Consider the following 14247-nt stretch of genomic DNA (forward strand, 5'->3'; position numbering starts at 1 on the left):
GTTGAAGTTCCTTCAAAACTGAACAAAAGAAGAATAGGCGTACTTACGAAACAGTCTAAGCTGTCTCATAATCTCCATAGAAAGGAGGTGATCCAGCCGCACCTTCCGATACGGCTACCTTGTTACGACTTCACCCCAATCATCTGTCCCACCTTCGGCGGCTGGCTCCCAAAAGGGTTACCCCACCGACTTCGGGTGTTACAAACTCTCGTGGTGTGACGGGCGGTGTGTACAAGGCCCGGGAACGTATTCACCGCGGCATGCTGATCCGCGATTACTAGCAATTCCGGCTTCATGTAGGCGAGTTGCAGCCTACAATCCGAACTGAGAGTGGCTTTTTGGGATTGGCTTGGCCTCGCGGCTTCGCAACCCTTTGTACCACCCATTGTAGCACGTGTGTAGCCCAGGTCATAAGGGGCATGATGATTTGACGTCATCCCCACCTTCCTCCGGTTTGTCACCGGCAGTCACCTTAGAGTGCCCAACTGAATGCTGGCAACTAAGGTCAAGGGTTGCGCTCGTTGCGGGACTTAACCCAACATCTCACGACACGAGCTGACGACAACCATGCACCACCTGTCACTCTGTCCCCCGAAGGGGAAAGCTCTATCTCTAGAGTGGTCAGAGGATGTCAAGACCTGGTAAGGTTCTTCGCGTTGCTTCGAATTAAACCACATGCTCCACTGCTTGTGCGGGCCCCCGTCAATTCCTTTGAGTTTCAACCTTGCGGTCGTACTCCCCAGGCGGAGTGCTTAATGTGTTAACTTCAGCACTGAGGGTGGAACCCCCCAACACCTAGCACTCATCGTTTACGGCGTGGACTACCAGGGTATCTAATCCTGTTTGCTCCCCACGCTTTCGCGCCTCAGCGTCAGTTACAGGCCAAAAAGCCGCCTTCGCCACTGGTGTTCCTCCACATCTCTACGCATTTCACCGCTACACGTGGAATTCCACTTTTCTCTCCTGCACTCAAGTCTCCCAGTTTCCAATGACCCTCCACGGTTGAGCCGTGGGCTTTCACATCAGACTTAAGAGACCGCCTGCGCGCGCTTTACGCCCAATAATTCCGGATAACGCTTGCCACCTACGTATTACCGCGGCTGCTGGCACGTAGTTAGCCGTGGCTTTCTGGTTAGGTACCGTCAAGGTACGAGCAGTTACTCTCGTACTTGTTCTTCTCTAACAACAGAGCTTTACGACCCGAAGGCCTTCATCGCTCACGCGGCGTTGCTCGGTCAGGCTTTCGCCCATTGCCGAAGATTCCCTACTGCTGCCTCCCGTAGGAGTCTGGGCCGTGTCTCAGTCCCAGTGTGGCCGATCACCCTCTCAGGTCGGCTACGCATCGTCGCCTTGGTGAGCCGTTACCTCACCAACTAGCTAATGCGCCGCGGGCTCATCTGTAAGTGTCAGCCGAAACCGACTTTCAAAAAGAAGAAATGCTTCCTCTCTTGTTATCCGGTATTAGCCCCGGTTTCCCGGAGTTATCCCCGTCTTACAGGCAGATTACCCACGTGTTACTCACCCGTCCGCCGCTAAATCAGAGGAGCAAGCTCCTCATCATTCGCTCGACTTGCATGTATTAGGCACGCCGCCAGCGTTCATCCTGAGCCAGGATCAAACTCTCCATAAAAGTGTTTGTCTTGCTCGTTTTTAAAACTGACGGAATTAATTCTTAATTCCTTACCTATTTCTTTTGTTCAGTTTTCAAAGAACTTTATCGCGTCACTCTCTTAAAGCAGCGACAAAAACTATCTTACCACATATCTATTATGTGATGCAACAACTTTTTCAAAAAAGTTTATGTTAGTATTTGTCGATAAATATGTAAGAAAAGCAACAACGTTTATTACTATATCAGCGTTTTAGAGACCCGTCAACGACTTTTTAAAGTTTTTGTAAAAAAACCTCGTTTCATCAAAGAAACGAGGTGTAAATCAGCTATTGGGAGTACTTTTCTAATAGATTGTTTTTCGTTTCCCATACTTGTTTTGATAAGTCTACGAAGTATTCTTGCGGTTTAAGTCTTCTTAAATGCTGCGGCCAGAACAATTTCAGCTGAGCGTTATGGTAGTCGCGAATTTCATCAAGCTGAGGCAGTTCATAAACAAGCTTTCCTTCTATATATATAGGATGCAGAAGTTCTTCTGCTCTGAATGAATGAACTATTTTACTTTTATAAGTATGAACCGGATCAAAAAGCTTAAGGTCTTTTTCAGGAATTTCCTCGCCGACCATTGTAATGTAATCAGCTTCTGCTTTTCCTTTATTGTTAATGATTCGGTATACCGTCTTGTAACCAGGTGTCGTTATTTTTTCAACATTAGAAGAAATTTTAATCGTCGGCACGTATTCTTCATCTTCGTATTTGGCGACAACTTTATATACTCCGCCTAAAGCTGGCTGATCAGATGCTGTAATCAACTGTGTACCGATTCCCCAAGATGTAATTTGAGCACCTTGTGATTTTAAATCATTGATTACATCATCATCCAAGTCATTACTCGCAACAATTACTACATCTTCAAGTCCCGCTTCATCCAGCATTTTACGAGCTTCAATGGATAAGTAAGCTAAGTCACCGCTGTCTAAACGGATACCTTTCAGAGATTTCCCCTCTTCTTTCATATGAAGTCCCACTTTAATCGCATTTGGAATTCCGCTTTTTAACGTATTATACGTATCTACTAAAAGAATACTTTGATCAGGCAGCGCTTTTGCAAAACTTTCAAATGCTTTTTCTTCTGTATCAAAGTCCTGGACCCAGGCATGTGCATGCGTCCCTTTTGTCGGGATGCCGAACAGTTTTCCTGCACGCATATTCGATGTGGCATTAAAGCCGGCAATATACGCGGCACGCGCACCCCATATCGCAGCATCAGCCTCTTGGGCACGCCTTGTTCCAAACTCCATCAACTGATCGTCCGGTGCAACATGACGAATGCGGGCTGCTTTTGTCGCAATTAATGTCTGGTAGTTCATGAAATTGAGCAAAGCTGTTTCTAGCAAGTGCGCTTCAAAGACACGTGTTTTTATTCGAATAAGAGGTTCGTTCGGAAAAACGAGTGTTCCTTCTTTTACTGAAAACAACTCACCCGAAAAGCGGAAATTTCTTAGCTCAGCTAGAAATTCTTCATCATATTGTTCTTCCTGTGTTCTCAAATAATCAATATCTTCATCTTTAAATTGAAGGTGGTTAATATAATGAATGATTCGTTCTAGTCCTGCGAAAACCGCATAACCACTTTTAAAAGGATTCTTTCGGAAGAACGCTTCAAAAACTCGAACTCCATTATGAGTACCGTTTTTCCAGTGGGCGTACATCATATTGATTTGATATTTGTCTGTATGTAATGCTAGATCTTCATAACTCATTCAATGGCCCCGCCTTTCTCTTGTTACATTTTTCACTAATTCATTCGCTGCTAAACATGAAAAAATGCCCGGTCTCTCAAAAATAAGACCGGGGAAGTTATTATTATTATAATTCTATTGTTTACTTTTTGCTTATTTGACGAATTTTTGAATCACAGATTTTAAATACATAGTCTCCTAGTACTCAACCGCTTCCTTCGTGTGTGTTTTCTTAAACTCAACCGGATTCGGGTCAAAGTACTCCATTGTGAATTTTGGTACGAATTTGTTGTTTTGCAAGTAGCCTGAACCCCATGTTGGATCCATTGTCAGCCAACGTCCATCGACTTTCGTTTCCACCCATCCATGGCTTTGTCCCGCGTAGCCCGTTACCATTTGAGCTTCCATACCGCTTGCCCGGAGTAAGGCAATTGTTAAATATGCAAAGTCCTGACATACTCCCTTTTTCTCAGCTAATGTTTTTAGAGCGCTGTCGTCAAATTCAAATGTACGGTTATTCAGTTTATCTAAATCGTACTTTACGTTTTTTGCAACATATTCATAAACAGCTAATGCTTTATCTTTTTGTATTTTCTTATTCTTAGTCAGCTGCTCTGCTAAGCGCCGGATTTCTGGTGCATCAGACTGAATGCCTCTTGAAGGCAGTGTGTACCGCTGATCTTTTGTGTTTGTGTTCTCGACCGTAAACCCTGCCACACCAGTAAAATGCTGCACAAATTCGTTAGTCATCGCAAAGTCAGGTGCCATTACGGCAACATCATAGTTACCTGGACCAAATCGCAAAAAGAATTCGCCTTCAAATTTATAGTCTTTTACAGGAATAGCATACATTGCTTCCAGACCATCCTTTTTTGTAGTTACAAACACAACATTTGTCTTATCTGCGTCAGGAGCATTTGAATCGATGCTTCCTTTTACTTTGTATGTTAAATCTGTTTTTTCTCCGCCAACTTCAGGAGTTTCGAGATTGAATCCTTTTTCCTTATAAGCATCCGAAAAATGGATGGGTTCAAATTTCTCGTTTGATAAATTATCTACGTATAGAGTTGCTGCTTCCGAATAATAATTAGTCATTCCGTCTTTTGGCGTCATAATCTTCACTTCATGAACGCCTTGACCGTAGTAAAGGGGAATTTTTTTAGAAAACTCACCTTCTTTAACTGGAATGATTATATTCGTAGATTCGCTGTCCTTTGTTAACTCAACCATCAGCTTATCTACACTCGTATCCTCTACTTTACCGTTCAGTTCAAATGATCCATCCTTCTCCATAAATCCATCAAGACCATTTTGTAACGTTAAACCATGTTTTAATGCATTGTTCGTAAAAAGAATGTCCCTATTTACTTCGGGATTAACATTTTCAACATCAAACTGAGCCAATTCATAAAAATAATCTTCGGCATTATCACTTGGGAGACTTACTTTTACAGAGTAGTTCCCTTTTCCGTTAAAAAGCTTAATCTTTTTCTCGAATTCCCCATTTTTAATAGGAGCATAATAACTAAATTCACGGCCGCCAGGACCATCATTTTCGCTTTTTACTTCAATCCAGGCATAGTCTGCTTTGAAATTTTTGTATTTCTTCGCTTTTCCTTTAATAAGAACCGTTGAGTTTGCTGTAAACTCTTTATATTTCGGGCTGGTTAACGTGGCGTCCACCTGACCCGCATATGGAAGGAGTTTCAATTTCTCAAGTTTCTCTTCTCTATTCTCTTTATCAGCCAATGCTGTATACTTGTCTTTCTTTTCCTCGTTCTGAGGTTGGGAAGCTTCTTGAAGGGCACTGCAAGCAGACATTGTAATGATCATAAAGATTAAAAGGGAACTCGATATTATTTTTTTCATGAAGGTTCTCCTTATATTATTAATCTAGTAATTGAATATTATCACTTTCCCCTTAGTTGCCATTTTATAACAAGTACTTATAAAAAAATCGGTCCTAATATCTTTTAAGGAAATAAGAGAGCCAATAATTCAGCTTTATAAAAATACGTTGCCAGTGCACCTATCACTAAATAAGGTCCAAAGGGAATAGCTGTTTTTCTGTTATATTTTTTTAGCACTAATCCTACTATCGCAACCAGTACACCTGTAATAGAAGCGATCATTAATGTAAAATAAGTTCCTTGAAATCCTAAAACTAAACCGATTACACCCATCAGTTTAATATCTCCGCCACCGATGCCGCCTTTCGATACAACAGCCAGGATGAACAAAAACAAAAATCCGAATAGACCTCCGCCAATAGCGTCGATCCAGCCCCTATATTCCATAAAAAAAAGCAACGCAAAAAACCAGACAAAGAACACGATCAGTACTTTATCTGAAATAATGAAATATAAAAGATCTGAAACGAATATGATTGAGCTTAAAAAGATAAGTGAACATGCAATTAATAATTCAATTGAAAATCCGTACTTTATGTAAGAGAACGCAAACATTGCTCCCGTAAATAACTCAACAGCGGGATAAAGAATGGTAATCTTCTTTTTACATGTCCGGCATTTACCTCCTGTAGTAAGATACGAAACAACAGGAATCAATTCATACCATTTCAACTGTCTATCACACGAATCGCATTGCGAACGTTCCGATCCGGCAAGCTTCATCCCCTTCGGCAGGCGATATCCGATTACGCCTCCAAATGAAGCCAACACCGCTCCTAATACAAAAAACCATATACTCCATATCGCTTCCATATCGACTTCTCCCCCGCTTGTCTTTCTAACCATTAATTATAATGAAGAATCCGTGATTAATCATCTCTCTATATCGGGTATATCGGCTATATTTTCTGCAATTATTTCCTTAACAAAAGAAAAGGAATGCCCGATTTGGACATCCCTTTTATGAATTTTTCTCTATTCGATTAAAAATACGAAGTAACAGATAAAGATAACGAAGAGTACGTACATGATTGGGTGTACATCTTTTCCGCGTCCTTTTACAAGCATTGTTACAGGATACATAACGAATCCTAATGCGATACCAGTTGCGATGCTGTATGTTAATGGCATTGCGATTAATGTTAAGAACGCTGGAACGGCAATTTCTAGTCGTTCCCACTGAATTTTATTAAGAACCCTTACCATTAATACGCCAACGATGATAAGTGCCGGTGCCGTAACAGCTGGTGTTACAACAACTAGCAATGGTGAGAAGAAAAGAGCTAATAAGAATAATGCGCCTGTTACTACTGAAGTAAAACCAGTACGTCCGCCTGCCGCTACACCAGATGCTGATTCGATATAAGCAGTTGTAGAAGATGTTCCTAAGATAGCACCTACCGCAATGGCTGATGAGTCAGAAAGCAATGCTTTTCCTGCGCGAGGCAGTTTGTTATCTTTCATGATACCTGCTTGTGATGCTACAGCCATAAGTGTTCCAGCTGTATCAAAGAAATCCACGATGAAGAATGTTAAGACAACTACCAGCATTTTTACCGTGAAGATTTGATCAAAGTGTTTGAAAGCTTCCCCGAAAGTCGGTTCTAGACTTGGAACAGCACCAACGATCTTATGAGGGCTGTCGATGAGTCCAACAAAAATACCAACTACGGCGGTGATGATCATTCCAAAGAAAATACCCCCGCGGATGTTGCGAACCATCATTAAAATTGTTACAACAAAACCGAAAATCGCCAGCAATGTGTTTCCTTGAGTTAAGTCACCAAGTGAAACGAGTGTTGCTTTATTTTGAGTTATGATACCTGCATTTTTTAATCCGATAAAAGCGATAAAGAGACCGATACCTGATGCGGCAGCAAACTTTAAATCTTGTGGAATAGCATTAATTATGGTTTCACGAATTTTAAATAATGTAATAAAAATAAAAATAATTCCAGACATTAAAACACCTGATAAAGCGGTTTGCCAAGGAATGCCCATTACTAGAACAACGGAATATGCGAAAAAGGCATTCAATCCCATACCCGGCGCGAGTGCGATCGGATACTTTGCAATAATCCCCATGATCAGCGTACCGAGTGCTGCAGACAATGCAGTTGCCGTGAATACTGCGCCTTTATCCATGCCCGCATCTCCAAGAACCATTGGATTTACGAATAAAATGTACGCCATGGAAAGAAACGTTGTTAATCCTGCGATCGCTTCTTTTCTATAAGTTGTGTTAAATTCTTTGAAACCAAAATACCGTTCCATCTTTGTTCTCCCCCTATACCTATCCACGTATATCAATAAAAAAGACCCACGGGACATGCCCATGAGCCTGATTACGAAAAGGTTAAAGAAATGAACACATACAAAAAAGCATACGGCAGCATTTCATTAATCCTCCGTAGTCAGACCATTTACGGCAGTCTGGTAGAAACTTTCGGGCCATATCCCCAATATTATACGTAGGAAAATCATATATTATTTATTTACATTTTGATTATAGGTCGAACTTTGTCGCTCGTCAACTGTTTTTCCGAATGTTTTTATATTATTTTAATATAATCGTTCGTGTTTTACTAAAATCTCTTATTCCCACTCGATTGTTGCTGGCGGCTTAGAGGTAATATCGTACACGACGCGGTTGATGTGATCTACTTCGTTAACGATACGAGTAGAGATTTTTTCTAATACATCATATGGGATACGCGCCCAGTCAGATGTCATACCGTCAATAGATGTTACGGCACGAATACCGATTGTGTAATCATACGTACGAGCATCCCCCATTACACCTACACTGCGGATATCAGGAAGAACGGTGAAGTATTGCCATACATCGCGCTCTAATCCCGCTTTTGCAATCTCTTCACGCAAAATGAAATCAGATTCGCGAACAATTTCCAACTTTTCATCTGTAATCGCACCAAGTACACGAATACCTAGTCCAGGACCAGGAAACGGCTGACGCCAAACGATGTGTTCAGGAATTCCGAGTTCCGTACCTACAATCCGAACTTCATCTTTGAACAATGTGTTAAGCGGCTCGATCAATGTGAACTGCATATCTTCAGGAAGACCGCCTACGTTGTGATGAGATTTGATTGTTTGAGCAGTTGCAGTACCGCTCTCAACGATATCTGTGTAAAGCGTTCCTTGTGCAAGATAGTCAATCCCTTGAAGCTTTGAAGCTTCTTCATCAAACACATAGATAAATTCGTTTCCGATGATTTTACGTTTTTGTTCAGGATCAGAAACACCAGCAAGCTTGCTTAAGAAACGGTCTTTCGCATCTACTTTAATGATGTTAATGTTAAATCCTTCGCTAAACGTTGTCATAACTTGATCTGCTTCATCTTTACGCAGAAGACCATGGTCAACAAAAATACACGTAAGCTGATCGCCAATTGCTTTATGAACAAGAACAGCAACGACTGAAGAGTCAACTCCGCCTGACATTGCACATAAAACCTTCTTATCTCCAACGATATCACGGATCTTCTGTACTTCGTCTTCGATCCAGTTTTCCATCGTCCAGTTTCCTTCACACTCACATACAGAATAAACAAAGTTCTTAAGGAACTCGTTACCGTATTCTGAATGACGAACTTCCGGGTGGAACTGACAGCCATAAAGTTTACGAGATACATCACTCATAGCTGCAACAGGGCAAGAAATGCTAGTTGCATCTGTTACAAACCCTTCAGGCGGAGCAACAACAAGGTCGCTATGGCTCATCCAAACGATTTGCTGTTGTGGAAGCTCATCATACAGTTTGTTTGGATTAGTAATCGTAATTTCTGCTTTTCCGTATTCTCTGTGGCTGGCACGCTCTACTTTACCGCCAAAGTGATGGCTCATCAATTGCATACCATAGCAGATTCCAAGTACAGGAATGCTAAGATCGAAAATGGCTTCATCACATGCAGGTGAACCTGCTGCATAAACAGAATTGGGTCCTCCAGAGAAAATAATCCCTTTAGGATTCAATTTCTTAATATCTTCCGCGGTAGTAGTGTGCGGATGCAGCTCACTATATACTCCTAAGTCGCGAATACGGCGTGCAATCAATTGATTGTATTGTCCGCCAAAATCTAATACCACGATCATTTCACTCGTTACGTGCAAATCATTCGTTACGTCCATGTACTCACCCCATCTATTATTCTCAGCTATAGTATCCGTCAGCTTGTCTTTCTTTACACTATCAAAAAGAACAACTTGTTAACTTATTGTTAAACGACGCAGCAAACAAGTTTTAAGCAGATAGTATAAGTGCAGCTAAGGCTGACTTAAACTGCATGGCGTCAGCCAATTTTTCTTTATAAAAGAAAAAATTCCACCTCTGTTTTCACACGAAAAACAAAGGCAGAATTCTTTATTTACAACTATAAAAGAACCCTGCCTTCATAGTCAGGTCGTTAACGGCGACCCGGTAGAGACTCTCGAACCTTATTATCGAGGATATACGAAGGAGAATATGATCTGACGCTATAATCTTAAAGACATTCTAACAATGCCTGTTATAGCGGTCAAGGGCGGATTCTTTTAATTAAATTTTCCCACAATTCACGATGGAAATCGTTCCATAAATCACTTCTCTTATTTTGGCTGAATTGGACGCCTTCATAAGCTTTAGCTAAAATTTTCATGTCTTTTGAATCGAGCGACCGATCCACATGCAGTGCGTATTCTCTTAACGTATAGGCGGGCTGTCTTTTAATGCCGTACACGTTAAGCAGCCATAGAAGTTTTTCAAAGGCTTCTTCAAATGTGTCAGATCCTTTTTTCCTTTTGTAGCGCCATATCGTATATTGACGCAGCCATTTTTTTCGGAATAAAAAGGCCAACAGTGCTGTTACAGCTAAGAGGATCAAGAGACCCGCAATCAAATAACCAGTCATTATCATGAACGATACAGAGTTTGAGGAATCAGAAGCTGATTTACTGCCTTCGTCCATATTTTTTTCTGGTTTATCCGTTTGTTTTGGTACTGGTGCACCTGCGTTTGAACTGTCTTTCTTATCTGCTGCAGGCTGAACAGGATTTGTAAATCCTCGTGTTGGCTCAAACGGCATCCAGCCAATACCTGAAAAATATACTTCAACCCATGAATGGGCATTAGCATTTGTTACGGTATATTCTCTTTTACCGTCCTTCGTCATGCCTTCAAAGGTTCCAGGCGTAAAGCCTTTGACCCATCGTGCAGGAATCCCAATGGAACGCAGCATAACGATCATAGTAGAAGAAAAGTTATCACAATATCCTTTTTTGTCTTCAAATAAAAACTGGTCAACATAATCTTCATTTTCTTTCGGAACTGCCACTTCAATCGTGTTATACCCATATCCGTTTTTGGCAAAATACTCTTCCACGGTCTTTACCTTTTCATAAATCGTAGGCTTATCCGCAGTAATCTTGCTGGATAAATCTTTTACTCGCTGCGGCAGTGTTTTCGGCAGCTGCAAATAATTTTCTGTAATAAATGAAGGATATTGATTTGTCGATGCTTTCATTTGTTCTTCTTTTAATACTGGAAGCTCATAATCCATCGTATACTCTGAAAGCTTCACCTCTTGTGAATCTTGAAACGTTAGCGTTTTTCCAGACACGCCGTCAAATTGAAAAACGGTTGACGGATCAGCGTCAATTTTTGTTAATTTGCCTGGAATCATCAGAAACGGATATTCTTTCCCCTTCACAGGCTCAATCTTAGCGGTCTTTTTCTCCATTTCGATGCCATCTTCCCAAATCCTTGTGTAATTCGTTTGACTGGCTGATGGCTGACCCGCTTCTAGAGAGATCGCTTGAGTCGGAATTCTGTTTTCCCATCCTTTTCCGGTGTAAAATTCTTTCGTCTCAATTCTCCAATAATGCCGTCCATTATCATACGTTGTGAAAATTGGTGTGTAATCAAACTCAAACGGTCCCCCGAGCTGTGTATCATCTGTTCCATACCCGATCTTAGAAACCCCGCCTTTACCTCCAATTCCATCCTTCTCATTCCCTTTCCCCGACATGTTCTTTAAGTAGGGAACAGGATCCGGCCAAATCGGAGATGCTTTTGGTGCTACATATCCTAAAGCCGATGACAGTGCAATAACTCCCGAAAGCGGTGCTACCCAAAGAACTGGGAACTTTCCTTTTAACAAAGAAAATCCTTCTGTTTCTATAATCTTCATCATTCTCAAAATACCAACTAGCAGCAATCCCACAAATACTGTCCGGATGATTGCAAACTTCCCATCATAAACCGTAAACGTATCCAAAAGGGAAATGTAGATAACCGTTATTAAGAAGAACAAAAAGATACGTCTCGTCTGGATAAGCCAATAATGCATCAAATAACCAATCAGCCACAATAATACGAAAAAAAGTAATGACCGGCTAAGTGAAGTCATCTCATCCCATTTCTGGTCCATAAGCAGATTAAAGTTGAATTTAACATCATCTATTAAATACGGAACCCACTTAAACGATAAAAACACATCAAAAAAGTACAGAGAATGCAAAGCATAAAAAAGTGCTCCTAATTTGACCGGAAAAGAAATCCATAATGGCAGCTGAAAGTATGTGACGATAAATAAAAATACCGTGTACATAACAAAGATTTGAATATCATCCGTTGTTGTCAAATCCTTAAGCGGCCTCAGCCATTCCCATAGTAAAAGAAAACCCAAGCTGTATAGAACAAGCGTATGAAGCGTGGATTGCTGCTGTTTATTATTAGATTGAGGCATATATTCCACCTGCCTTCAATGATTCACTAAAATCAGATCCCATAATAGGTGTAGCAGGAATTCCAAACTGCCTGATTCGGTTAATAAATGTAAGTTCATGTGCATTTAACCTCGAATCTGCTGAGAGATGAAAGAAAATAACGTTCGTCTGCTGTCTTGCACTCAACAGTTCCAGTGTTTTTACTGTATACTCGGTTAGCCTCGGCGAAATGATCAATGCCGTTTTCCCTTCCATATGGCCAACCATGTACTCCTGCTTAAGCCGCTCTTCAAAAATTTCTGTCACGTCAGCTTTTACTTTTGCAAGTTCGTGAAATATACGCCACTCTTGCTCAACCCCAATATTCATCGGTATTTCTTTTCCTTTAAAAGGGTGATAGCCGATCGATCCGCCTTTGGAAATGGAATAATGAACAAGGGATGCAGCAAGAGAGACACCACGTTCGAACAGCCAATCGTTTGTTCCATAGCTTTTTTCACAATGATCAAGAACAACCACAAAATCGTCATTTCGCTGTTGTTCAAACACTTTTGTCAGTAATTTGTTTGAGCGTGCACTTGCTTTCCAGTGAAGCCAGCTCATTTTGTCGCCTGCTACATAATCACGTACACTTACCGTTGACGTATAGTCCGTAAACGAACGCTTTCCTACCTTCTTCATACCAGTTTGAAGCATTTTACCTGTTTCCCAGCGTTCAATTTCCTGATATTGCGGATAAACAAAAATTCGATCTCGTATCGAAACAGCTGTACTTTTTAAAACAAAGCCAAAGATATCGCCTGTTCTCACCATGATTTCGTCAAATTTAAACAAACCACGAGGAGCAGGATTGATCGTATACGTATACTTCAGACGTTTTCGAAAAAGAGGAAACATCAAGATTCGCGACTGTACTTGATGGGCATTTCCATCATAGCGAGCTTCCCGCTTCAAGCTCTCTGGAATTAAATCCTCTACAACGAGATAAAACAAAGGAAAATTACTGCGGCGTGTAAGGGTAATCGTTACGGTGATTTCTTCTCCAGCCATAAATTTATCTTTTGAGATGACTCTTTCAATTTTCAGCCAATGTATCGGATAAAATGCCATAAGAATGGAATACAAAACAACAGGAAGAATGCTGTAAAACAAGAACCAGCTTACAAAGCCTCCCTGAAACATAGCAAATGAAAAAGTGATAAGTAATAAAATAATGATCCCTGAAAACCCGATCGGCGTTTTAAATCGCTCCCAAAATTTATTGAGATTTGCCTTCACTTTCATCACGCATGCTGTTCCTTATGGATAGGTGCCGGAACACGTGCCAAAAGATCAGTAATGACCTCTTGGGCAGTAACACCTTCAAAACGAGCTTCGGGTTTTAAAAGCACACGATGTACGAGGACGAACGGTGCCAAATATTTAATATCATCAGGGATTACAAAATCACGGTTCATTAATAATGCATAGGCTTGAGCCGCTTTTAAAAGAGAAAGTGATCCACGCGGACTTACTCCTAAAGAAATCGATTTATGATTACGTGTACGGTTAACTAGTTCAACAATATATCGCTTCACAGAATCCGATACGTAAATATTTCTCACTGCCGTTTTCAGTTCCATAATTTCTTCTTGTGAGATAGCTGATGTCAGCAGGTGTATCGGATGTTCGTTTCCAATGACGTTCAGCACGTTAAACTCTTCTTCAGGTGTTGGATACCCCATCGTCAGCTTCATTAAAAATCGGTCGAGCTGTGCTTCTGGCAGCGGATAAGTCCCTTCATATTCGATCGGGTTCTGAGTCGCCATAACTAAGAATGGATCTGGCAGGATGTGTGTCTGTCCATCTACAGTCATACTTTTTTCTTCCATTGACTCCAAAAGAGCTGACTGTGTTTTAGGCGATGTACGGTTGATTTCATCGGCCAGCACAACATTTCCGACTAACGGTCCTGGTCTGAATTCAAAAGACATGTCTTTCTGGTTATATATCGAGACACCGGTCATATCGGATGGCAATAAATCCGGTGTAAACTGTATACGGTTAAATGTCAGACCGAGAGATTTCGCGATCGCTCGAACCATCATCGTTTTACCTACCCCAGGTACATCTTCTAGCAGTACATGCCCCCCAGCTAATAAGGATACCAGCGTTAATTCTGTAACCCTTTTCTTACCTACCATTACTTTTTCTACATTTGCGATAACGCCTCTTAGCTGTGGGTGATATTCGAATGAATGATCTTTTTTTGTACTCATGA

At 41.1% G+C, this 14247-nt stretch carries 8 protein-coding genes, 1 rRNA gene and 2 riboswitches; all 9 genes read right to left on the reverse strand.

Going from position 1 to position 14247, the window contains the following annotated elements:
* Positions 1 to 80: 80 nt before the first annotated feature.
* A 16S ribosomal RNA gene (locus RGB74_RS18460) occupies positions 81 to 1630 on the reverse strand.
* Positions 1631 to 1938: 308 nt separating this feature from the next.
* Positions 1939 to 3372 carry a nicotinate phosphoribosyltransferase gene (locus RGB74_RS18465; RefSeq protein ID WP_310760726.1) on the reverse strand — a complete coding sequence of 478 codons (1434 nt, stop codon included), beginning with the start codon at positions 3370 to 3372 and terminating at the stop codon, positions 1939 to 1941.
* 177 nt (positions 3373 to 3549) lie between these two features.
* Complete coding sequence (locus RGB74_RS18470; protein ID WP_310760727.1) at positions 3550 to 5220, reverse strand: transglutaminase domain-containing protein; 1671 nt, start codon at positions 5218 to 5220, stop codon at positions 3550 to 3552.
* 104 nt (positions 5221 to 5324) lie between these two features.
* Positions 5325 to 6074 carry a prepilin peptidase gene (locus RGB74_RS18475; protein ID WP_310760728.1) on the reverse strand — a complete coding sequence of 250 codons (750 nt, stop codon included), beginning with the start codon at positions 6072 to 6074 and terminating at the stop codon, positions 5325 to 5327.
* Between the two features lie 162 nt (positions 6075 to 6236).
* Entirely contained in the window at positions 6237 to 7535 is a 1299-nt protein-coding gene (locus RGB74_RS18480; protein WP_310760729.1) for an NCS2 family permease, read from the reverse strand.
* Positions 7536 to 7652: 117 nt separating this feature from the next.
* Positions 7653 to 7754: riboswitch (purine riboswitch) on the reverse strand.
* A gap of 102 nt (positions 7755 to 7856) precedes the next feature.
* The gene (gene guaA / locus RGB74_RS18485) at positions 7857 to 9413 is read right to left on the reverse strand and encodes a glutamine-hydrolyzing GMP synthase (protein WP_310760730.1); all 1557 of its coding nucleotides are present in this window, start codon (positions 9411 to 9413) and stop codon (positions 7857 to 7859) included.
* A gap of 244 nt (positions 9414 to 9657) precedes the next feature.
* A riboswitch (purine riboswitch) is annotated at positions 9658 to 9759 on the reverse strand.
* 40 nt (positions 9760 to 9799) lie between these two features.
* Positions 9800 to 12007, reverse strand: coding sequence for a DUF4129 domain-containing transglutaminase family protein (locus RGB74_RS18490; protein WP_310760731.1), 2208 nt, complete (start codon positions 12005 to 12007; stop codon positions 9800 to 9802).
* The gene (locus tag RGB74_RS18495; protein WP_310762926.1) at positions 11994 to 13271 is read right to left on the reverse strand and encodes a DUF58 domain-containing protein; all 1278 of its coding nucleotides are present in this window, start codon (positions 13269 to 13271) and stop codon (positions 11994 to 11996) included. Before RGB74_RS18495 ends, RGB74_RS18490 begins: the two co-directional genes overlap by 14 nt.
* Positions 13271 to 14245, reverse strand: a complete 975-nt coding sequence (locus RGB74_RS18500) for an AAA family ATPase (RefSeq protein WP_310760732.1) — start codon at positions 14243 to 14245, stop codon at positions 13271 to 13273. Before RGB74_RS18500 ends, RGB74_RS18495 begins: the two co-directional genes overlap by 1 nt.
* Positions 14246 to 14247 lie beyond the last annotated feature (2 nt).

Source organism: Bacillus sp. NEB1478 (genome assembly GCF_031582965.1).
In the GTDB taxonomy this organism is placed as follows: domain Bacteria; phylum Bacillota; class Bacilli; order Bacillales; family Fictibacillaceae; genus Fictibacillus.